The 22,423-nt window shown below is 62.8% G+C and carries 17 protein-coding genes, 1 pseudogene and 1 other annotated feature; of the genes and pseudogenes, 6 read left to right on the top strand and 12 right to left on the bottom strand.

Annotation, left to right across the window (positions count from 1 at the left end):
- Positions 1 to 58: 58 nt before the first annotated feature.
- The gene (locus AB2N04_RS04930; protein WP_367717454.1) at positions 59 to 1,555 is read right to left on the bottom strand and encodes a CoA-acylating methylmalonate-semialdehyde dehydrogenase; all 1,497 of its coding nucleotides are present in this window, start codon (positions 1,553 to 1,555) and stop codon (positions 59 to 61) included.
- A gap of 144 nt (positions 1,556 to 1,699) precedes the next feature.
- Between AB2N04_RS04930 and AB2N04_RS04925 the strand changes: the two genes are divergently transcribed.
- The 4 genes from AB2N04_RS04925 (at position 1,700) to AB2N04_RS04910 (ending at position 5,182) form a co-directional block, all read left to right on the top strand.
- Positions 1,700 to 2,581, top strand: coding sequence for a LysR family transcriptional regulator (locus tag AB2N04_RS04925; protein WP_367717453.1), 882 nt, complete (start codon positions 1,700 to 1,702; stop codon positions 2,579 to 2,581).
- A gap of 74 nt (positions 2,582 to 2,655) precedes the next feature.
- Entirely contained in the window at positions 2,656 to 4,218 is a 1,563-nt protein-coding gene (locus tag AB2N04_RS04920; RefSeq protein WP_367717451.1) for a serine hydrolase, read from the top strand.
- A gap of 80 nt (positions 4,219 to 4,298) precedes the next feature.
- Positions 4,299 to 4,748, top strand: a complete 450-nt coding sequence (locus AB2N04_RS04915) for a DUF305 domain-containing protein (RefSeq protein ID WP_367717449.1) — start codon at positions 4,299 to 4,301, stop codon at positions 4,746 to 4,748.
- 131 nt (positions 4,749 to 4,879) lie between these two features.
- Entirely contained in the window at positions 4,880 to 5,182 is a 303-nt protein-coding gene (locus tag AB2N04_RS04910) for an alkylphosphonate utilization protein (RefSeq protein ID WP_367717447.1), read from the top strand.
- A 51-nt stretch (positions 5,183 to 5,233) separates the two neighbouring features.
- On the opposite strand, the gene AB2N04_RS04905 is transcribed toward AB2N04_RS04910, so the two are convergent.
- From AB2N04_RS04905 to AB2N04_RS04870, 8 genes are all read right to left on the bottom strand, one after another.
- Positions 5,234 to 6,400, bottom strand: a complete 1,167-nt coding sequence (locus tag AB2N04_RS04905) for a diphosphate--fructose-6-phosphate 1-phosphotransferase (protein ID WP_367717445.1) — start codon at positions 6,398 to 6,400, stop codon at positions 5,234 to 5,236.
- Positions 6,401 to 6,489: 89 nt separating this feature from the next.
- A complete protein-coding gene (locus AB2N04_RS04900) occupies positions 6,490 to 7,344 on the bottom strand; it encodes a universal stress protein (RefSeq protein ID WP_367717443.1) in 855 nt (284 codons plus the stop codon).
- 10 nt (positions 7,345 to 7,354) lie between these two features.
- Complete coding sequence (locus AB2N04_RS04895) at positions 7,355 to 8,839, bottom strand: SulP family inorganic anion transporter (RefSeq protein WP_367718739.1); 1,485 nt, start codon at positions 8,837 to 8,839, stop codon at positions 7,355 to 7,357.
- 72 nt (positions 8,840 to 8,911) lie between these two features.
- Positions 8,912 to 8,967: a sequence feature (sul1 is cis-regulatory element that is thought to sense ions involved in sulfur or methionine metabolism; They are found in Alphaproteobacteria), on the bottom strand.
- Positions 8,968 to 9,036: 69 nt separating this feature from the next.
- A complete protein-coding gene (locus tag AB2N04_RS04890) occupies positions 9,037 to 10,836 on the bottom strand; it encodes a DEAD/DEAH box helicase (protein ID WP_367717442.1) in 1,800 nt (599 codons plus the stop codon).
- A gap of 165 nt (positions 10,837 to 11,001) precedes the next feature.
- On the bottom strand, positions 11,002 to 11,400 hold the full coding sequence (gene arsC / locus AB2N04_RS04885; RefSeq protein WP_367717441.1) for an arsenate reductase (glutaredoxin): 399 nt from the start codon (positions 11,398 to 11,400) through the stop codon (positions 11,002 to 11,004).
- A gap of 11 nt (positions 11,401 to 11,411) precedes the next feature.
- Positions 11,412 to 12,491, bottom strand: coding sequence for an ACR3 family arsenite efflux transporter (gene arsB / locus AB2N04_RS04880; RefSeq protein WP_367717440.1), 1,080 nt, complete (start codon positions 12,489 to 12,491; stop codon positions 11,412 to 11,414).
- A gap of 59 nt (positions 12,492 to 12,550) precedes the next feature.
- A complete protein-coding gene (locus AB2N04_RS04875) occupies positions 12,551 to 12,883 on the bottom strand; it encodes an ArsR/SmtB family transcription factor (protein WP_367717439.1) in 333 nt (110 codons plus the stop codon).
- A 486-nt stretch (positions 12,884 to 13,369) separates the two neighbouring features.
- Positions 13,370 to 14,197 (bottom strand): ferredoxin--NADP reductase, encoded by an 828-nt coding sequence (locus AB2N04_RS04870; RefSeq protein WP_367717437.1) that lies wholly within the window; start codon positions 14,195 to 14,197, stop codon positions 13,370 to 13,372.
- A gap of 195 nt (positions 14,198 to 14,392) precedes the next feature.
- Here AB2N04_RS04870 and AB2N04_RS04865 point away from each other — a divergent pair, with 195 nt between their 5' ends.
- Positions 14,393 to 16,474 carry a hydantoinase/oxoprolinase family protein gene (locus AB2N04_RS04865; protein ID WP_367717436.1) on the top strand — a complete coding sequence of 694 codons (2,082 nt, stop codon included), beginning with the start codon at positions 14,393 to 14,395 and terminating at the stop codon, positions 16,472 to 16,474.
- Positions 16,471 to 18,223 (top strand): annotated as a pseudogene (locus tag AB2N04_RS04860) (hydantoinase B/oxoprolinase family protein). The gene AB2N04_RS04865 and the pseudogene AB2N04_RS04860 overlap by 4 nt, the downstream one beginning before the upstream one ends.
- Before the next feature lie 189 nt (positions 18,224 to 18,412).
- Here the strand turns inward: AB2N04_RS04860 and AB2N04_RS04855 are convergent.
- The 3 genes from AB2N04_RS04855 to cobS are packed head-to-tail and all read right to left on the bottom strand — an operon-like array spanning position 18,413 to position 22,323.
- Positions 18,413 to 19,393, bottom strand: a complete 981-nt coding sequence (locus tag AB2N04_RS04855; RefSeq protein WP_367718738.1) for an esterase-like activity of phytase family protein — start codon at positions 19,391 to 19,393, stop codon at positions 18,413 to 18,415.
- Positions 19,394 to 19,418: 25 nt separating this feature from the next.
- Positions 19,419 to 21,305, bottom strand: a complete 1,887-nt coding sequence (gene cobT / locus AB2N04_RS04850; RefSeq protein ID WP_367717434.1) for a cobaltochelatase subunit CobT — start codon at positions 21,303 to 21,305, stop codon at positions 19,419 to 19,421.
- Positions 21,306 to 21,336: 31 nt separating this feature from the next.
- Positions 21,337 to 22,323, bottom strand: a complete 987-nt coding sequence (cobS, locus tag AB2N04_RS04845; RefSeq protein WP_367717433.1) for a cobaltochelatase subunit CobS — start codon at positions 22,321 to 22,323, stop codon at positions 21,337 to 21,339.
- Between the last annotated feature and the right edge of the window lie 100 nt (positions 22,324 to 22,423).

Genomic DNA, 22,423 nt, shown 5'->3' with positions numbered 1-22,423 from the left:
CGCACCGGTGACCGGTGCGGGTTCTTCCGAAAAATCGCAAAAACGCTGCGTTTTTCGCCTATTTCATTGTCGGAATGACGAATTCCGCACCGTCCTTCACACCGGATGGCCAGCGCGAAGTAACCGTTTTCGTTTTGGTGTAGAACCGGAATGCATCCGGCCCATGCTGGTTCAGATCACCAAACGCAGATGCCTTCCACCCTCCGAAAGTATAATACGCGATCGGCACCGGAATGGGGACATTCACCCCCACCATGCCGACATCGACGCGGGCGGCGAAATCACGCGCGGCATCACCGTCGCGGGTGAAGATGGAAACGCCGTTGCCATACTCGTGGTCATTGGGCAGAGCGAGCGCTTCTTCATAGGTGTTGGCGCGCACGACCGAGAGAACGGGACCGAAAATCTCTTCCTTGTAGATGCGCATGTCTTTCGTGACATTGTCGAAGAGACAGCCGCCCATATAGTAGCCGTTCTCATAGCCCTGCATCCTGAAATCGCGGCCGTCGACCAGGAGCTTTGCCCCTTCCTTGACACCAAGATCGACATAGCCTTTTACCCGCTCCAGCGCCTGCTGGGTGACCAGCGGACCGAAATCGGCGGAGGCGTCGGTCGAGGGGCCCACTTTCAGGCTTTCTACGCGCGGAATGAGCTTCTCGACCAGCCTGTCGGCCGTTTCCTTGCCGACCGGCACCGCGACGGAGACCGCCATGCAGCGCTCGCCGGCGGAACCATAGCCCGCTCCGATCAGAGCATCGACCGTCTGGTCCATATCGGCATCGGGCATGATGATGAGATGGTTTTTCGCACCGCCGAAACACTGGGCGCGCTTACCATTGGCCGTGGCGCGGCTGTAGATGTACTGCGCAATCGGCGTGGAGCCGACGAAACCGACGGCCTTGATATCCGGATCGTCGAGAAGCGCATCGACCGCTTCCTTGTCGCCATTGACAACGTTGAGCACGCCCTCGGGCAGGCCGGCCTCAAGGAACAGTTCGGCAATGCGCATCGGCACGCCGGGATCGCGCTCGGAAGGTTTCAGCACATAGGCATTGCCGCAGGCGATCGCCGGCGCGATCTTCCAGAGCGGGATCATGGCCGGGAAGTTGAACGGCGTGATGCCGGCCACGACGCCGAGCGGCTGGCGCATGGAATAGACATCGATGCCCGGGCCCGCACCCTCGGTGTACTCACCCTTCATCATGTGCGGCGCACCGATGCAGACCTCGACCACTTCGAGCCCGCGCTGAATGTCGCCCTTTGCGTCGGGAATGGTCTTGCCGTGCTCGCGGGCGAGAAGCTCGGCAAGCTCATCATAATCGCGATGGACAAGCTCAAGAAACTTCATGAGAACGCGCACACGGCGTTGCGGATTGGTCTTTGCCCATCCGGGCTGTGCCGCCTTTGCATTCTCGACTGCGGCGCGCACTTCGGCAGCGCTGGCAAGCGCAACCTTGCAGCGCACTGAACCATCCATGGGCTGCATGACATCCTGGCTGCGCCCGCTCGTTCCGGCGACATGCCTGCCGCCGATGAAATGACCGAAATCCTCCATGAGGCTTCTCCCTGATTATGAAGTCGGCGTCATTGTCACCACTCATACGGGGTTTTGCAACGCGACGCGAACAGCAACCGTTGTGCAAAAATTAAAGTCGAAATATTATGTCGCGTGCAAAAATGTTGAGTGCGGGAGCGATGAATGAACTGGGACGATGTGCGCGTTTTTCTTGCCGTGGCCCGGGCAGGCCAGATTCTGGGTGCCGCGAAGCGTCTTGGGCTCAACCACGCGACAGTGTCGCGCCGGGTGGCGGCACTGGAGGATTCCATCGGAGCGAAGCTCTTTCACCGGTTGACCACTGGGACCGAACTCACGACGGCGGGCGAGCAGCTGCTGGCAACCGCCGAGCGCATGGAAGCCGACATGATCGCGGCACGGGCCGAAATAGCCGGCGAAAGCGAAGATGTGAGCGGCACGGTGCGGATCGGCGCGCCGGACGGATTTGGCGTGGCCTTCCTCGCCTCACGCCTCGGTGCGCTGACGGAACGCCACCCCGGCCTTTCCGTCCAGCTCGTTCCCGTTCCGCGTTCGCTCTCGCTGTCGCGCCGCGAGGCAGACATTGCCGTGACGGTGGACCGCCCCACGGAGGGGCGACTGGTGGCCGCCAAGCTGGTGGATTACACGCTCGGCCTCTATGCCTCGAAAGCCTATGCGCAAAGCAATGACCTACCCGGTTGCACCACCGATCTTCGCCACCACCGGCTTGTCGGCTATGTGCCCGATCTCGTCTTCAGCCCCACCCTCGACTACGCCGCCGAAATCTCGGAGAACTGGGCCGCAGACTTTGCCGTCTCCTCTGCGATGGGCCAGGTGGAGGCGGTGCGCTCCGGCGCAGGCATCGGCATACTGCACACCTTCATCGCGCGCGCGCATGACGACCTCATCGCACTTGACTGGGTCGAGCCCATCCGCCGCAGCTACTGGACGGTCTACCATGAATCCATGCGCCCCATGCGGCGGGTTCAGGTCGCCTCGGCCTTCATCGCCGAGCTGGTGGAGAAAGAGCGCCACCTCTTCTGCTGAGCCGGCATTTCATTTTCGTTAAAGAGTTTTCAGCAGAAAGGTCGGTGCAATCGGTTCATACTGGAGACTTCGCGATGGCATCCCGCTTTCTCGCAGCCGCAACCGCGCTGACCCTGCTGGCCACCCCGTCGGCCGCACTGGCCAGAGACCTGCCGCCACCTGCCCAGACCGCCGGCGTGGCGATCCCCGAGGGGCAGATCGAAAAGGCTGTCGAAGCGCTGGACGACCTGATTGCGAAGGCCATGGAGGAGACCGGTGTTCCGGGCCTTGCTGTCGCCGTGGTGCGCAGCGACGAGGTTCTTTTCGCCAGGGGCTATGGCGTGCGCAGGGCAGGCGAGGAAGGCGCGGTGGACGCGGACACGGTCTTTCAGCTGGCATCGCTTTCCAAGTCGGTCGGCGCGACGGTGGTTGCTCAACAGGTGGGTGAAGGTGTCGTCGACTGGGACACGCCGATGTCGGAGATCCTGCCCTGGTTCAGGCTCTCCAACCCCCATACCACGGCCCTTCTCACCATTGGCGATCTCTATGCGCATCGCTCCGGCCTGCCCGACCATGCCGGCGACGACCTTGAGGATCTCGGTTATCCGCAGAAGGTCATTCTCGAACAGCTCCGGCATCTGAAAACCGGCCCGTTACGCCTGCAATACGCCTATACGAATTTCGGCCTGACGGCTGCCGCCGAAGCCGTGGCCGGCGTTGCCGGCAAGGACTGGGCCAGCCTCAGCGAAGAGGCGATCTACAAGCCGCTCGGGATGGACCGCACCTCCTCAAGACTGAGCGATTTCGTGACCCGGGAGAACCGAGCCCACGGCCACATGCGCGGGAACGATGGCTGGCAGGTGCGTTTCCAGCGCAACCCCGATGCACAATCGCCAGCCGGCGGGGTGAGCGCCAGCGTGAACGACATGGCGAAATGGATGCGCATGGTGCTGGGCAATGGCGCCTTTGAAGGGCGGCAGATCGTGGAGACGGCAGCACTCCTTCCGGCCCTCAGCCCTCAGTCTGTCTCGGGACGCCCTGCCGTGCCGGCCGCACGCGCCGGCTTCTATGGCTACGGTTTTGGCGTTGGTGTTTCGCCGGCGGGCCGCGTTATGCTCAGCCATTCGGGCGCCTTTGCGCTGGGTGCGGCCACCAACTACATCATGATCCCATCGGCCGATATCGGCATTGTCGTCTTGTCCAACGCACAGCCCATCGGTCTCGTGGAAGGCATCGCGATGAGTTTCATGGATCTCGTGCAATTCGGCGAGATCCAGCGCGACTGGCTGGCGATGTATCCGGTGCTCTTCGGCCCCATGCTGGACCCTGTCGGCAGGCTGGCCGGCAAGGAGGCGCCGGAAGATGCAACGCCCGCTCGTGAGCTCGAAGACTATACCGGCACGTTCGCCAACGACTATTTCGGCAATCTGATTGTCGAGGAAGCCGATGGCGGCCTGGTGATGAAAGTGGAAGGCACGAAAAGCAGCTTCCCGCTCCAGCACTGGGCAGGTGACGAGTTCGTCTTTCACCCGATGAACGAGAACGCCATGCCGGGTTCCGTTTCATCGGTTCGCTTCTCGATTGACGGAGATCTGGCCAAGGCAGTGCAGGTGGAATATTTCGACGCCTACAATGACGGCGCCTTCGTCCGGAGATAGTCCGGGAGACCGGGCAGCGGAACCTCGATCCCTGACGCGAGTTGAGAGGACATCTGGTTCGGAAAAGGGAGCCCAAACCGATGTCCTACAGCCGGTTTGCCGCGATGATCGGCACTTCGACCATCGTGATGTTCGGGTTGATGTATCTCAACACCTACGCGGTCGATCACATATTCTGGAGTGAAACCCGGGCCTGGATGGCGCTGTTGATGGGGGCGGCCATGGCCGTGATCATGCTCGGCTTCATGTGGGCGATGTATCAGAACTCCGCTGTCAATCTTGGCATCGTTGCCGGCGCAGCCATCATCTTTGCAGGCTCGCTCTGGCTGGTCCGCAGCCAAGCGACGGTGGATGACGTGGACTACATGAAGGCCATGATCCCGCACCACTCGATTGCGATCCTGACCAGCAGGCGCGCGAACATCTCCGATCCGCGGGTGCGGGAACTGGCTGACGAGATCATCGAGGCACAATTGCGCGAAATCGATGAAATGAAGGCCCTGATCAGGGATCTGGAAGAGCAGGACTGATCCGCAGCGCCGCTGAAGGGTTCGCCATTCACCCGTGCATGGGAGTGGCCAAGACCGCAAGCGTGGAGTAAGGGACCGGGCTGAGAGCTTCCGGAACAAAACCCGGAACCCCGGATTCAGAAAGGCGCGATATGTCCGACAGCGATGACGACTATGTGTATGACGAGGTCACCGGCGAATGGATGCCGGCCTCGGAAATGAAAGCGCTTGAGGCGCAGCGCGGCGCGGTCGTCGATTCAGAAGGTCAAGCGCTGGCGGACGGTGATTCCGTGACGCTGATCAAGGATCTGAAGGTCAAGGGCGCGGGCCAGACGCTGAAGCGGGGCACGGTGATCAAGACAATCCGCCTGACGGACAACAGGGAAGAGATCGACTGCCGCCACGAAGGCATCAAGGGTCTTGTGCTGCGCACGGAATTCGTGCGCAAGCGCTAGACCGTCGACGTCCCACCACCGCAAGCGCGACACATTCCAGGAAAGCGAAGCTTACACAAACGGCTTCGCCGGATCGTAGCGGCGTGGCAGGAGGCGGTGCAGATAGGCGAGGCCCTCGTCTGACAGACGGTTTTCATCCGGTCTGAGATAGGTCTCGGGCATGTGGCGCGTCTTGCCGGCAACGGCATCGAGATCGACCAGACGGCAGACCGTCTTCTCGCCATCGAACTGAAGCGCGACAGACCCGTCGCCCTGGTCCACGGAACGGACCGCAAAAGCGCCGGCCTCGTATGCCTCGCGCGCGTCGGTATCGCTGGTCGTGGCGATGTTGCCGCGCGGCAGGTAGCCGAACGTATCGACGCGGGCGCGCTGGCCGGCGAGGTCCTCGGCCAGAATGCGCTCGATGGCCTGGCCAAGATCGCTGCCGGAAAGCTTGAGATTGCCGTGGGCGTCGCGCTCCTGCATTTCGGCTGGCACCAGCGTTTCGATGAGCGAGCGGCCATCGGCATCGGAGACACCCTCCGACATGGCCACGACGCAGCGCCCGTGGCGGGCGACCGTCGCCTTCACGTCCTCGATGAAGCGGGCACGTTCGAAGGCGCGCTCGGGCACATAGACGAGATGCGGACCGCTTTCCTCATCCAGCGTCCATGCAGCGGAGGCGGCGGTCAGGAAACCCGCATGGCGGCCCATGACGATGCCCACATAAACGCCCGGCAGGGCGCGGAAATCGAGATCGATGCTCAGAAAGGCACCGGCCACCATTTCACCGGCCGAGATGAAGCCGGGCGTATGATCGTTTTCCATCAGGTCGTTGTCGATGGTTTTTGGCGCGTGCATGAAGGTCATGCCGCCGCCGGAAGCATCGCGGAGAATGGCCTGTGTGCCGGAGGTATCGTTGCCGCCAATGTTGATGAAGGCATCCGCACCGACTTCCTTCAGCCCCCTCATGATTGCCTCGCAATAGGCCGCATCCGGCTTGTCGCGCGTGGAGCCGAGCGCCGCACTCGGCGTGGCGGCGATGCGCAGAAGCTCAGCCTCGGAAAGATCAGAAAGGGTGACGAAGCGCCCGTCGCGAATGCCGCGCACGCCATGCAGCGCACCGAGAACCCGGCAGCCGGGATAAAGCTTCATGGCCTCCAGCGCAGCACCGGCAACGGTCTGGTTGATGACGGCGGTGGGACCGCCACCCTGGGCGATGACGAAGGTTTGGGCCATGGTTCGCGCTCTCTTCTTGCAATCCGGGTTTGCCATTCATGGCATGGCGGGCGCGGGGCTGGAAAGAGCCACCGGGCCTGCAACCAGACCTAGCGGAACAGCATGACCGGAATCTTGCAGGAGCGCAGCATCGCCTCGGTCGTGGAGCCGATGATCAGGCTGCGAATGCGCGAGTGGCCATAGGCACCCATAACAAGCAGACCGTAATTCTCGCTCTCGACGCGCTCGGAGATGACCGTCTCGGGCTGGCCGGGCAGCACTTCGCTTGCCACCTCGATGCCACCGCCGCGCAGCACGGCCTCGGCCTCGGCAAGGCGGTTGCGTGCCTCGGTCGTGTCGCTGCCGACCGTGAGAAGCTTGACGGAAAGGCCGGCAAACAGCGGCGAGCGTGACATGGCGTCCACTGCCTTCATGCTGCTTGCGCCACCATCATAGGCGACGAGCACCTTGTCGATCGGCTTGAAGGCGCGGTTGGCGACGAAGACCGGACGATGGCTCGACCGCACCACGCGCTCCAGATTGGAGCCGAGATGCAGCTTCGCAAAATCCGCCGCCTCGCCGCGCTTGCCGATCACCAGAAGGTCGGAACCCTCCTCCACTTCGGCCACCGTCTCGACCACATCGCCATGACGAATGCGGCCCGATACGGCTTCAATGCCGGCGGCGCGCACGGTGGCTTCGCCATCTTCCAGGATGGCACGGCCGCGTTTCATCGCGAGGCGCGCCCGCTGCTCGTCAAGCTCGGAAAGCTCCTTCAGGAGCGAAGTGCGCGCGCCAAGCGCGATGTTTCCGGAGAGGTCGGACGGGGCGCTGCCCGTCTCGCGACGGCCAAGGACATGGAGAAGCTCGACGGAAGCCTCAAGCCTGCCGGCGATCCATGCCGCGTGTTCGCACACGCTCTGCGCATAGATGGAACCGTCGATGAATGCGGTGATCTTTGACATTTCGCCCCCCTTAGTGGCCCATCAGCTTTTCGAGCGCGCCCGGCTTGTCGTGAATGCCAAGCTTGTCGACGATGGTTTCGCTGGCCTCGTTCATGCCGACGATTTCCACCTCGGCACCGTCGCGGCGGAATTTGAGCACGATCATGTCCAGCGCGCCAACACTGGAAATGTCCCAGATATGCGCGCGCGAAACATCGATGGTGACCTTGTCCAGCCCTTCCTTGAAGTCGAAGGCGGCGTTGAAGTCTTCAACGGAGGCGAAAAAGAGCTGCCCCTCCACGCGGTAGGTGCGCTCGCGCCCGTCCTCCGACAGGGTGGAGGTGACGCGGAAGATCTGAGCGATCTTGCCGGCGAAGAAGATGCCGGAAAGAAGCACGCCCACCAGCACGCCGATGGCGAGATTGTGGGTCGCCACCACACAGACGACCGTGGCCAGCATGACCACAGAGGAAGACAGCGGATGCTCGCGCAGGTTCTTGATCGACGACCATGAGAAGGTGCCGATCGAGACCATGATCATGATAGCGACAAGTGCGGGCATCGGAATCTGGCGCACCCAGTCGCCCAGGATCACGATCATGAACAGGAGGAAGACGCCAGCCGCGAAACAGGAAAGGCGCCCGCGACCGCCGGATTTCACATTGATCATCGACTGGCCAATCATGGCGCAGCCAGCCATGCCGCCGATAAAGCCGGTGGCGGTGTTGGCAAGACCCTGTCCGATGCATTCCTGGTTCTTGTTGCTCTGCGTGTCGGTGAGCTCATCCACCAGCGAGGCTGTCATGAGCGATTCCAGAAGGCCGACCGCAGCCACGGCTGCCGAATAGGGCAGGATGATCTGCAGCGTTTCCCAATTGAGCGGAATGTCGGGAAGGAGGAAGACCGGGAAGGTGGAGGGCAGCTCGCCCATGTCACCCACCGTGCGCACATCGAGACCGAAGGCGATGGACACCGTGGTGAGCACGATGATGCAGATGAGCGGCGATGGGATCGCCTTGGTCAGACGCGGAAACAGATAGATGATGGCAAGGCCGGCAGCGACCATCACATAGGTGAGGTTCGGCACGCCGATCAGCTCGGGCAGCTGCGCCATGAAGATCAGGATCGCCAGAGCATTGACGAAGCCGGTCATGACCGAGCGGGAGACGAAGCGCATCAGATGGCCAAGTCTCAGAAGCCCAGCCCCGATCTGCAACAGGCCGGCCAGCACCGTGGCGGCGAGCAGATATTGCAGCCCGTGCTCCTTGACCAGCGTGACCATGAGCACGGCGGTGGCGGCGGTGGCCGCTGAGATCATGCCCGGCCGGCCACCGGCGATGGCCGTGATGACCGCGATGGAGAAGGAGGCGTAGAGCCCGACCTTGGGGTCGACACCGGCAATGATGGAAAAGGCGATGGCTTCGGGGATGAGCGCAAGAGCGACCACGAGGCCGGAAAGGAGATCGGCGCGAATATTGCCGAACCATTCGTCACGGTAATGGGAAAGCGAGAACATGGAACCTTCAGGAGACATGACCTCCCAACCGCCGACAGGCTTCTGCGGCCGGGAAAGACAGAAACGATCGAGGTTGCACCGGCGGATCAGCGGCCGGCAGAGCCACCCGGAGTTTCACCGGGTCCTAAGCGGATGCGCGGTGTTTAACCCGGATGATGTTGCGGCGCAATATTGTTCCTCTCCCGAAGCCTCCGGCTTCAATCGGAATTCTTGCGCGCCTTTTTCTTGCCCCCGGCCGGTTTGCCGAATTTCGGCTTGCCGGGTTTGCCGTCTTTCTTGGCCCACGGCTTGGCATCGTCGCGCCATTCACCGCCCTTGCGGTGCGGCTTGCCGGCTGGCCTGCGCTTTCCGGCAAAGGGCTTTGGCCCATTGCGGTGCGCAAACTCCGGAACGCCATCGAGCTGGACCACACGAATGCTGCGCTCCAGAACGGCCTGCGGCCCCAGAGCCGCGAGAAAACGGTCGACACAGGCGGCATCGAGCTGAACGAAGGTCTCGTCCTGCTGCATCTTGATCGCGCCGATCTCGCGCTTGGTGATATCGCCCGCGCGGCACAAAAGCGGGATGAGCCAGCGCGGCTCGGCATTCTGCTTGCGGCCAACCGATAGCGAGAACCAGACACTCGCGTCGAATTCCTCGCGGCGCGGCGCGCGTTCCTCGCGCATGCCGCCGCCATCCTGAATGGTGACTTCCGTGACATCCTCCGGCGCGGAGAGCTTTGCGCGGTGAAGCCGGACAAAGGCTGCCGCTACCTGTTCGGCGCCATGCTTTTCCAGAAGTGCCTTGACGAATTCGGTCTCGTTTTCCTGAATCGCTTCTTCCAGATGCGGATCCGCCAACAGGCGTTCGTCATCACGCTGAAGAACCTCTTCCGCGGAGGGTGGGCTTGTCCACTCAAGCCGCACCTTGGCATCGCGCAGAAGGCGCTCGGCGCGACGGCGCCCATTGGGTGCCGCGATAAGCGCGCTGACACCCTTGCGCCCTGCCCGCCCGGTACGACCCGAGCGGTGCAAAAGCGTTTCGTTGTTGGTGGGCAGGTCTGCATGAACCACGAGTTCGAGATTGGGCAGATCGATGCCGCGGGCGGCAACATCCGTCGCGACACAGACACGTGCACGCCCGTCGCGCATGGCCTGAAGCGCATGGGTGCGTTCGCTCTGGCTGAGCTCGCCCGAGAGTGCGACAACCGAGAAACCGCGATTGTTGAAACGCGCGGTCAGATGATTGACGGTGGCGCGCGTGTTGCAGAACACCAGAGCGTTGCGTGCTTCATAGTAACGCAGCACGTTGATGATCGCGTTTTCACGCTCCTGCGGCACGGCAAGGAAGCCACGATACTCGATATCGCCATGCTGCTTCTGCTCGGCGGCGGTGGTGATGCGGACTGCATCGCGCTGATAGTTCTTCGCCAGATTGGCGATGGTGCGCGAGACGGTCGCCGAAAACATCAGCGTGCGGCGCTCTGCGGGCGCGGCATCGAGAATGAATTCCAGATCCTCGCGGAAGCCGAGATCGAGCATCTCGTCCGCCTCGTCCAGCACGACAGCGCGCAGATCCGACATGTCGAGCGCATTGCGGCGGATGTGGTCGCACAGGCGGCCAGGCGTGCCGACAACGATATGCGCACCGCGCTCAAGCGCGCGACGCTCGGTACGGATGTCCATGCCACCGACGCAGGAGGCGATGACGGCACCGGTTTCGGCATAGAGCCATTCCAGCTCGCGCTTGACCTGAAGCGCCAGTTCGCGCGTGGGCGCAACGGCGAGGCCGAGCGGAGCGGCGGCACGATCAAAGCTTTCCGCGCCGTCAAGCAGGCTCGGCGCCAGCGCGAGGCCAAAGGCAACGGTCTTGCCGGAGCCGGTCTGGGCGGAAACGAGCGCATCGGCGCCTTCGGGTTCCAGTTCCAGAACAGCCTTCTGAACCTGGGTCAATTCGGTATAGCCGCGCTTGTCCAACGCCCGGCCAAGCGCTGGCACAATGCCTTCGAACTCGGTCATTCATCTTCTTTCGGAAATGAGCGCGCTTCGAGAGATCGGCGGAGCAGATCGCCTGGCAGGCGCGCAGCGCGGCCATTTTGCCAACGCTTTTGCGCCGTACTACGCGTGTCGGAGGCAAATGTACAGCGGGGAAGCCCGCTTTTCGTGAATGCGGTCTCCTATGGCCTACCGCACCACCTCGCCATCTTCCTTGGTGAAGGCCTTCACCGCGTCTTTCGGCAAAAGCTCCAGCACGGTTTCGGACGGGCGGCAGAGCTTCGTACCGCGCGGGGTCTCCACGATGGGGCGGTTCATCAGGATCGGGTGCTCGACCATGAAGTCGATCAGCTCGTCATCGCTCCATTTGTCTTCGCCCAGACCCAGCTCGTCATAGGGCGTGCCCTTCTGGCGCAGGATCGCGCGGGGCGACACGCCCATGGCGGCAATCAGCGACACCAGTTTTTCGCGGCCGGGTGGGGTCTTGAGATATTCGACCACCTGCGGATCCTCGCCGGCTTCGCGAAGCATGGCCAGCACATTGCGCGAGGTGCCGCATTTGGGATTGTGGTAGATGGTGACGGTCATGATTGTCTCGCTCAGCTTGTGGGGAACCAGTCTCGGGTGCGATTGGCAAAGGCCACCAGCGACAGCATCACCGGCACCTCGACCAGAACGCCGACCACCGTGGCAAGGGCAGCGCCCGAATTCAAGCCGAACAGGCTGATGGCCACAGCCACCGCAAGCTCGAAGAAGTTCGACGTGCCGATCAGGGCGCAGGGCGCGGCGACATTGAACGGCACTTTCCAGATGCGGGCCGCGAAATAGGTCAGGAAGAAAATGCCGTAGGACTGGATCAGGAGCGGCACGGCAATCAGCACGATCAGGACCGGCCGTTCGACAATCACATGGCCCTGGAAGCCAAAGAGCAGCACCACCGTGACCAGAAGGCCGACGACGGAAACGGGTTTCAGCGACGCGGTGAACTCTGCGACCGCCTTCTGCGCCTCCGCGCCCGAGGCGCGGCCGGTCAGCCATTTTCGGGTGAGGAAACCGGCGACGAGCGGGATCACCACATAAAGCCCGGTCGCCAGAAGCAGGGTTTCCCACGGAACGGCGATGTCGGTCACGCCGAGCAGAAGCGCGACGATGGGCGCGAAAGCGAAGATCATCACCACATCGTTGAGCGAGACCTGAACGAGCGTGTAGGTCGCGTCACCCCGGGTGAGCTGGCTCCACACGAAAACCATGGCCGTGCAGGGTGCAGCACCCAGAAGGATGAGGCCGGCAATGTATTGCTGCGCATCGGCGGGTTCGATCCACGGTGCGAAGACATATTCGAAGAACAGGACGCCGAGGGCTGCCATGGTGAAGGGCTTGATGAGCCAGTTGACGGCAAGCGTGAGGACGAGACCCTTGGGCCGGTCGCCGATATGGCTGAGGCTTGCGAAATCGACATTGACCATCATGGGGAAAACCATGGCCCAGATGAGCACGGCGACGACCAGATTGACCGAGGCGTATTCGAGCGAGGCGAGGAAGCCGAACAGACCCGGCATCAGATTGCCAAGGGCGATGCCGGCGATGATGCACAGCGCCACCCAGACGGACAGGTATTTTTCGAAGAAACCGATGCCGCCCGCCGGGGCTTCATCGCGATTGAGAATATGGTCGGTCATCATTTTTCCAGTGGGAACGGCAAGGCGGCAGAAAGGGGTAGCCCCCCGGGTGAAAGCTCTCAGCAGTGGCAGGTTGCCGCCTCGATGGCGGGACGGCAGAGATCCGGGTTTCCGTTGCAGCAATCTTCCATCAGGAAGGCGAGGAGGTCGCGGAAGCCGGTCATGTCGGCGGTGTAGCGAATGATGCGCCCTTCCCGCTCTGCACGGATCATGCCCGACTGCGAAAGAACCTTGAGGTGGGCGGAAGCGGTGTTCTGAACAACGCCCAGTCGCGCCGCGACCTCGCCCGCCGGCAAACCCTCCGGCCCCGCCTTGACGAGCAGGCGGAACACATCGAGACGGGTCTCCTGCCCGAGCGCGGCCAGTGCTTCTATGGCTTCGGCGTTCTGCATTATCGAAATATCCGGATTTATGGATTTATTAAAGCGTTTTTTGCATGCTTGCGGGATAGCGTCAAGAGGGATTGAGAGGGGCTGGATGAAAACCGGGCCGTGCTCCTGCGCGCACTGCCAATGGGTCGCGGGTCAAGCCCGGGATGACGACCTCCTTCTCGCCGTCCTGACGGAAGAAAATCCCGGCAGGGGGATGAGAGGCGGGCAGTGCTTTGTGGTCTTCTCCACCTCTGTCGGTATCATTGCAAATGATGACGCCTGCCCCTCATCCTCGCCGTCTCCTCGCAGGCGGGTAGAAGGGGGCGTCTGACGTTGGCCTGCGTTCTTATGAGGGGCATGGGCAAGGAACGGGATGACGGGAGAGGCGAACTGCCCACCCTCGTCATCCCGGCCGAGCGGAGCGAGAGCCGAGACCTAATGAGAGGTGCAGCCAGTGTCCGCAGTGGGCGCGGATGGTCGTGTCGGGCGAAAACCGGAAACGCGGACTCAGCCGACGAAAGCGCGTTCGACGACGAAGTCGGCCGGCTCGGCGTTGGAGCCTTCCTTGAGCCCCGCCTTCTCGACCAGCGCCTTCACATCCTTGAGCATGGCCATGGAGCCGCAAATCATGACGCGGTCATTCTCGCGGTCAAATGGCTCGGTGCCGAGCTTCTGGAAGAGTTCGCCATTCTCTATCAGCGTCGTGATGCGGCCCATCACGGGCGAGGTTTCGCGCGTGGTGGAGGTGAAATGGGTCAGGCGGCCCTCGACCAGTTCGCCGATCAGCGGATCGTCCCTGAGAGCGGTCACCAGTTCCTTGCCGTAATCGAGCTCGGCGACGTCGCGGCAGGTGTGGGTGAGAATGATGTTGTCGAACTTCTCATAGGTCTCCGGATCGCGGATCAGGCTCGCGAAGGGCGCAATACCCGTGCCGGTGGAGATCATGTAGAGGTTTTTCGCTGGCGTCAGCGCATCGTTGACCAGCGTGCCCGTGGACTTCTGGCGCATGAGCACCGTGTCGCCGGGCTGAATCTTCTGCAGGTGCTGGGTCAGCGGGCCGTCCGGCACCTTGATGGAAAAGAACTCCACCTCCTCATCCCAGGCGGGGCTGGCGATGGAATAGGCGCGAAACACCGGTTTTTCCGCATTGGGCAGGCCGATCATCACGAACTCGCCGGAGCGGAAGCGGAAGCTTTGCGGCCGCGTGATGCGGAAGGCAAAGAGATTGTCCGTGTAGTGTTTCACCGATGTCACGCGCTCGGCAAAGCAGCCGGCGGGAATCGGGAATTCAGGGGTCTTTTCGGCGTCGTTCTCGCGGAGCGCAGCGCTGTCCATGAATACTGTCCTCGTTCGGTCGGAAGTCTCTAAGCCGGTTTCCGGTTCGGATGCAAATCCAAATCGCGGCACCAATGGCTGCTCTTGCCTGTCGAAATTATTAGTATACAAATGAATTTGACGTCAAGTTTCGTGCGTTCGACACCTATTTCATTTGGTCGGGTCAACAAAGGTTTCACATTCCGGATTTCACCCATGAATGAGAAAAAAGGCATCAATTCGGGTTCCGTGGTCGTTGGCATCGATGTGGGCGGCACCTTCACAGACCTGATCCTGATCGATTCCCGCGAAGGGCCAGACAGGGGAGTGCGGGTCGCCAAGACTCCGACCACCATCGAGAACCAGGCTTTTGGCGTGGTCAACGCGATACGCGAGACCGAGGTTCCGGCCTCCGAGATCGGCCTGATCGTGCATGGCACGACCACCACGACCAATGCGGTGCTTGAGCGGCAGCTTGCCAGAACCGGGATGATAACGACCGCCGGCTTCCGCGACATTATTGAGCTTGGGCGGCGCACACGGCCACAGGCCTATGGCATGACAGGAACCTTCACTCCGGTGGTACCGCGCAATCTGCGGCTCGAGGTGGATGAGCGCATGGACGCCGCCGGAAACGTGCTCACACCACTCGATGAGGATGGCGTGCGCGCGGCGGTGAAGGCGCTGCTCGATCAGGGCTGCGTTTCGCTGGTGATCCACTTCCTGCATGCCTATGCGAACCCGACCCATGAAAAGCGCGCTGCTGAAATTGCCGCCGAACTCTGGCCCAACAATTACATCACCACTGGACATGCGCTGCTTTCCGAAGCGCGCGAATTCGAGCGCGGCGTGACCGCCGCCGTCAACGCCTCGGTGCAGCCGATCCTGGAGCGCTACATCGCGCGGCTCTCGAACGAATTGCAGGGCCTCGGCTATGCGCGCGACTTTCTGGTGATGAACGGAAATGGCGGCATGATCTCCGCCGCCCATGTGGCCCGTGAGGCCGCCAAGACGGTAATGTCCGGCCCGGCCTCCGGCGTGATGGCGGCAGCCTTTACCGCGCGGCGGGCGGGCGTCGACAATCTCATCACCTACGATATGGGCGGCACATCCACCGATGTGGCGCTTGTGCGCGGGGCGCGGCCTGCGGTCTCCAACGAGATCGAGGTGGAATATGCCATGCCGATACATGTGCCGATGGTCGACGTGCACACGGTGGGAGCCGGCGGCGGATCGATCGCGCGCGTCAACGATGCGGGGCTCCTGGAAGTGGGGCCGCAGAGCGCCGGTGCAAAGCCCGGCCCGATCTGTTATGGCCGTGGCGGCGTGGAGCCGACCATCTCCGATGCCAATCTCCTGCTTGGCCGGTTGAACTCGAAAAAACTTCTCTCCGTCGACAACCCGGTTTCCGTTTCCGATGTCGAGGCAATCTTTGCAGACAGGCTTGGAAGCCGTCTCGGGCTTTCCGGCGTGGAAGCGGCGGGTGCTGTGCTGCAGATCGCCAACATCAAGATGGCGGGCGCGATCCGCATGGTTTCGCTCGGCAAGGGGCACGATCCGCGCGACTTTGCGCTGTTTGCCTTTGGCGGCGCGGGACCGCTGCACGCGGCAGCCCTTGCCCGCGAGTTGGGCATTCCGCGCGTGATGGTGCCGGCGCGGCCGGGCATCACCAATGCGCTCGGCTGCGTGGTCGCCGATCTGCGGCACGATTTCGTGCGCACGGTGAACCGGCCTGTCGCGAGCCTCGACGTGGCACTCGTCAAAAGCGTGCTCGAAGAGCAGCGCGCCGAGGGCGAGGCGCTGATCACGGAAGAGACAGTGCAGCCAGAGCGCATCGAATGCGTGCACACGGTGGACATGCAGTTTGTCGGCCAGACGCATCTCATCAATGTGCCGCTGCCCGGCCCCGAGATCGACCGCGACACGCTGCAGGCGCTCTTCGAGGACGCCTATTTCAAGCGCTTCAAGGTGCGGCTGCCGGAGATCCGCGCCAATCTCGTCAATCTCAACACCTCGGTGATCGGCGTGCGCGCGGATATCGACCTTGCCAGCCTGATCGACCCGGCGGGACGTGTGGCAACGCTGGCCGAAGCGCTGAACGAAAGACGACAGGTCTGGTTTGCCGGCGACTGGCACGACACACCGGTCTATGCCCGCGAAAAACTGCCGCTCGATGCGGTGATCGATGGGCCGGCGATCCTCGAACAGCTCGACACGACAACGGTGATCGAACCCGGCGACCGGGCGGCATCCGATGCCGATGGGAACATCATCATCACGGTGGGAGCGGGCCGATGAACAACACCTCTTCTCTCGACGCCATCACTCTCTCGGTGATCCAGGCGGCACTTCAGCAGGTGTGCGACGAGATGGACCTGACCTTCTCGCGCGCCGCCTTCTCGCCCGTCATAGCGGAAGCCAACGACCGTTCGGACGGCATCTACGCCGCCGAGGATGGCGCGCTGATTGCGCAGGGCTCGGCCGGGCTGCCGGTCTTTGTCGGCGTGATGCAGTATTCCACCCGCACGCTCATCGAGCGCATCGCGGGTGGCGAGACGGCTGCGCCCGAGCCCGGCGACATTTACATCGTCAACGACCCGTATCTCGGCGGCACGCATCTCATGGATGTGCGCTTCGCCATGCCCGTGTGGCGCGATGGGAAAATCTTCTGCTGGCTCTCCAACACCGGCCACTGGCCCGACATTGGCGGCGCGGTTCCCGGCGGCTTTTCCGCCTCCGCCACCGCGGTGGAACAGGAAGGGCTGCGCCTGCCGCCGGTGAAGCTTTTCAAGAAGGGCGAACTCGACCCGGAAATCTACGCGATCATCTGCTCCAACATCCGCGTTGCCGACCAGCGCATCGGCGATATTCGGGCGCAGGGCGCGGCGCTGGAAGTGGGTGCCGAGCGGCTGGCGCAGGTGCTCGACCGCTATGGCGACGAGACCGTGCGCCAGGCCATTGCCGAGCTGCGCACCCGCGCGGCGACACAAATGCGTGCGCTGATCGCGCCGATCCCCGACGGGATCTATCGTGGCGAGGCTTTTGTCGATTCGGACGGCGTGGTGGACGAACCGCTGACCATCGCGCTTGCCATCGAAAAGAAGGGCGACACGCTGACCTTCGATTTCGAAGGATCAAGCCCGCCCTGCATGGGACCGATGAACAGTGTGCTCGCCACGACGCTTTCCTCCGTCTATCTGGCGATGCGGCACATCTTTCCCGAAGTGCCGCTGAGCGCCGGCGCGTTCGAGCCGCTGATCATCAAGCGACCGGAAGGCACATTTCTCGACGCGCGCTATCCGCGCCCGGTTTCAGGCTGCGCGGCGGAGGTCTCGCAGCGCATTGCGGAGGCCGTGTTCGCGGCCATGGTGAAGGCCCTGCCGGACAAGGTGACCGCAGCGCCCGCCGGCTCCAGCGGCAATTTTGCGCTTGGCGGGCATGACCCGGCGCGGGGTCGCGATTTCGTGATGTACCAGATCTCCGGCGGCGGTTATGGCGGCAATGCCAACCATGACGGGCTGACCAATGGCTGCTCCACCATCGGCATTTCCAAATCGCCTCCGGTGGAGGTGATGGAGCAGGCCCTTCCCCGTGCTCTACCGGCGCTATGCGCTGCGCGAGGGCTCCGGCGGTGCCGGCGAGCATCGCGGCGGGTTCGGCCTTTCCTATGAGGTGGAGCTTCTGCGTGGCGATGCCCGCGCCTCCTTCGTGATGGACCATGGCCGGACAGGTCCGCAGGGCGTGCTTGGCGGCAGGGACGGCAGGGTGAACGAGGTGACGGTGTGGCGCGATGGGAAAGCCCATGTGCCGCCGCATCTCTCCAAGGAACAGGATATTCCGCTGAAAGCCGGCGACCGGGTTTGTGTGGGCACGCCCGGCGGCGGCGGCTATGGCGATCCGATGGCGCGTGCGCCTGAGAAGGTTTTGCGCGATGTGGCGCTGGGATACTACACAGCGGAGGAGGCCGAGGCGCTGTTTGGCGTGGTGCTGAGCGCGGATGGCCAGGCGGTGGACGAAGTGGCAACGCAGGCGAAACGCAGCGGCTGAGAGGGTTGAGCCAGGCGCCCTCGCCCTTCGCCTTTCGACAAGCTCAAGAAGCTCAGGATGAGGGCTGTTGATAGGCTGGCGTGTTTCAGAAGTTTCTTGGTGCGGCGACGCTCAAGTAACCCTCATCCTGAGCTTCTTGAGCTTGTCGAAAGGCGAAGGGCGAGGGTGCTTGGTGCCATAGGTCGCCACTCACTCCCCAAGCAGCCGAAACTCCAGATAGAGATTGCGCTGCAGGAGCGAGTGGTTGTCGTCGGACATGAGCGAGACCATGGTCGCGCCATCGGCGCGCTGCCAGACATCGAGCGCTTCCATATTGTCGATCTGATGATCCATGCCGGCGGTGAACAGCACCGGACCATTCGCCACGCTTCCCGGCGCGATGGTTGCGCCGTCGATCCGGCGTATGCGTATGGCCACGCCGTTGGCGAAGGTGAAGCGGCGCTCCAGCAGAAGGAGATCGCCATCGGGCAGAAACGCGCCATCGGTGATGTCGAAGCCTTCTGAACGTGCAACGGTGAAGACGCCCTTCATCGGCCCTTCGAGAATGGCGGCAAAGCAATTGCCGTCCTCATCGATGCTGCGCTCGGCAACGACGACCCGCGCCCCGTCCAGACGCCCGCCCGGCGGCGCGTAGGCGATGGTTTCGAAGCCGCGATTGCTGCGCAGCTCCTCACGCGGAACGAGATAATCCAGATCGCGGATGGCAGAACCCATGGCACCGCGCGCGATTTCGAACTCGGCGATGCGCTGTACACGTTCGAAGCTCACCGTCGCCAGTTCGCCCTTGACGGCGATGCCTTCGGCATCGGTGGTCCATTTCTGGCGCGTGGAATTGCCATCGCCGTCGACCATGGGCTGCATGGAAAAATCGGTGAAGCCGGAGGGACGTTCCTCGGCATCCCGGGTCATAGTTCCGAAAAACCAGAAACCAGTGTCGGAAACGCCGATGAACTCGGCGCCGGGCGAGACAAAGCGAAAAGACGAAAACGCCCCGAAATGATCCACCGGCGAGGTCATGGAAAGACCCCCGACAAACTCCAGCGGCCCAAAACGCGTGTCGTGAGAACCAATGGCGAAATGTCGGATGGGCACCGCATTGACCGTCATGGGAATGGACGGTTCCTGCGCCTTTACCGGGCTTGCCACCGAAAAGACCAGCGCGGCAAGCAGCAGGCGCAGGGCCAAAGGGCGCAGACTAGCCTGCACGTCGCATCGCGCCGCCGCCGCGGCGCGCGCCCTCTTCCTCGAACAGCGAGGCCAGCTGCTCGGTCATGGCGCCAGCCAGTTCCTCTGCATCGACAATGGTGACGGCGCGACGATAGTAACGCGTGACATCATGGCCAATGCCGATGGCCAGAAGCTCGACCGGCGAGCGGGTTTCGATCAGGTCGATAACGCCGCGCAGATGCCGCTCCAGATAATTGCCGGGATTGACCGATAAGGTCGAATCGTCGACCGGAGCGCCATCGGAAATCATCATCATGATCTTGCGCTGCTCGGGCCGCGCCATCAGGCGCTGATGCGCCCACAGAAGCGCCTCACCGTCGATGTTTTCCTTCAGGAGCCCCTCGCGCATCATCAGGCCGAGATTGCGCCGTGCACGACGCCAGGGCGCATCGGCGCTCTTGTAGATGATGTGGCGCAGATCGTTCAAACGGCCGGGATTGGCGGGCTTGCCATCCTTCAGCCATTTCTCGCGTGCCTGCCCGCCCTTCCACGCACGCGTGGTGAAGCCGAGGATTTCGACGCGCACACCGCAGCGCTCCAGCGTGCGGGCCAGGATATCGGCGCAGGTGGCGGCCACCGTGATCGGCCGGCCGCGCATGGAGCCCGAATTGTCGAGCACCAGCGTCACCACCGTGTCGCGGAAATTGGTGTCGCGCTCCTGCTTGAAGGAGAGCGGCTGCATGGGATCGATCACGAGGCGCACCAGACGCGCCGTGTCGAGCACGCCCTCTTCCAGATCGAAATCCCAGGAGCGGTTCTGCTGCGCCATCAGACGGCGCTGCAGGCGGTTGGCCAGACGCCCAACCACGCCCTGAAGATTGGCAAGCTGCTTGTCGAGGAAAGCGCGCAGACGGTCGAGCTCTTCCTCGTCGCAAAGCTCTTCGGCCCCGATGGTCTCGTCGAATTCGGTGGTGAAGACCTTGTAGTCGATGTCGCGGGCGGCCTGGTCGAACGGGCTGTCGGGACGGCGCGCCTCACCCGGCGTCTCCGAATCGAGCTCGTCATCCTCGGAAACATCGTCGGCAGTGGTGTCGCCGGCTTCGCTCTCGCCGGTCTCGGTGTCCTCGCTCTCGCCGCTGGACTCCTCGCCCTCGCTCTCTTCGCCGCCGGATTCGTCCTCTTCGCTCTGCTCGGCCTGTTCCTGCGCTTCAGGCGCGTCGCTATCTTCCTCGCTTTCCTCGGTCTGCTCTTCCTCGGCAAGGTCCTCGCCAAGGTCGATGGAGGAAAGGAGATCGCGCACGGCGCGGGCAAAGCCGTTCTGATCGTCGATCTGGCTGGCAAGTGCGTCGATGTCGGCTGACGCCTTGTCCTCGACCCAGTCGCGCCAGAGCGACACGAGCTTTTCGCCACTCTTCGGAGCAGGACGGCCGGTCAGCCTTTCGCGCACCATCAACGCGATGGCTTCCTCAAGCGGCGCATCGGCCTTTTCGGAAACCTCGGCCAGATTGGCGCGCTCATATTTGTCCTGCAGCATGGCGGCGATGTTGTCGCCCATGCCCTGCATGGCGCGCGAACCGATCGCCTCGACACGGGCCTGCTCGACAGCGTCATAAATGGCGCGCGCTTCATTGCCTTCCGGCGCAAGACGGCGGTGCAGATCGATGTCGTGGCAGGCGCGGCGCAGCGCCATGGAATCGCTGATGCCCCGGGTAATGGTGAGCGCTTCGGCGTTTACCTTCTTGGGCAGGTCCGGAAGCCGGGCGCGGCTGCCCGTGAGCGAGGGCTTGTCCTTGGAGAAGGAGACCTCAAGCTCGTGATCGCCGGCAACGGCGCGCATGCACGCGGTGGTCGCCCGCTTGAACGGGTCGAGCGGCGCTTCGGCGGGTTGTCCGGGCTTTCGGTTGGTCTGGCTCACGGGGCGTCTTTTCTCGGGCTTGTTCGCGTGCCTAGCTCAGCGCGACATTCGCAGCCGATTCCGGCAGTTCCTCGCCGAAAGCACGCTGGTAGAACTCGGCGACCAGCGCCCGCTCCAGCTCATCGCATTTGTTGAGGAAGGTGAGGCGGAAAGCGAAACCGACATCGCCGAAGATCTCGGCATTTTCGGCCCACATGATCACCGTGCGCGGGCTCATGACCGTCGACAGGTCGCCATTCATGAAGGCTGAACGCGTGAGATCGGCAACGCGGACCATGCGCGAAATGGTCTCGCGGCCCTTCTCGGTCTGGAAGTGCTTGTTCTTGGCCTGAACGATGGCGACTTCATCATCGTGCGGCAGATAGTTGAGCGTGGTGACGATGGACCAGCGGTCCATCTGCGCCTGGTTGATCTGCTGCGTGCCGTGGTAGAGGCCGGTCGTGTCGCCGAGGCCGACCGTGTTGGCGGTGGCAAACAGGCGGAAGGCGGGATGCGGGCGGATGACGCGGCTCTGGTCGAGCAGGGTCAGGCGGCCGGATGATTCCAGAACGCGCTGGATGACGAACATCACATCCGGGCGGCCGGCGTCATACTCGTCAAAGACGAGCGCGACATTGTGCTGGTAGGCCCAGGGCAGGATGCCGTCCTTGAACTCGGTGACCTGCTTGCCTTCCTTGACGACGATGGCGTCCTTGCCGACAAGATCGATACGGCTGACATGGCTGTCGAGATTGATGCGAACGCAGGGCCAGTTGAGGCGCGCTGCGACCTGTTCGATGTGGGTCGACTTGCCGGTGCCGTGATAGCCGGAGACCATCACGCGGCGATTGTGGGCAAAGCCTGCCAGAATGGCGAGCGTCGTCTGCTTGTCGAACAGATAGTCGGGGTCCACATCCGGCACGTGGGAATCGGCCACTGAAAAGGCGGGCACGACCATGTCGGAGTCGAACCCGAACGTGTCTTTCACCGAAACGGTCGTGTCGGGCAAATTGGCGATATCGCGGTCAATCTTGTTCATCATGCCTCCAGCGGCCAGGCCCTCGCCTGCATCGCTTGAACGTTTTGTTTTTCCGGGACGTCTCATCAGACATCGTTCGAGGCGTCTTACCAGACGCGCG

Origin of the sequence: Nitratireductor sp. GISD-1A_MAKvit (assembly GCF_040819555.1) — a bacterium.
Taxonomy (GTDB): domain Bacteria; phylum Pseudomonadota; class Alphaproteobacteria; order Rhizobiales; family Rhizobiaceae; genus Nitratireductor.
This window is presented reverse-complemented; position numbering and strand designations above follow the sequence as displayed.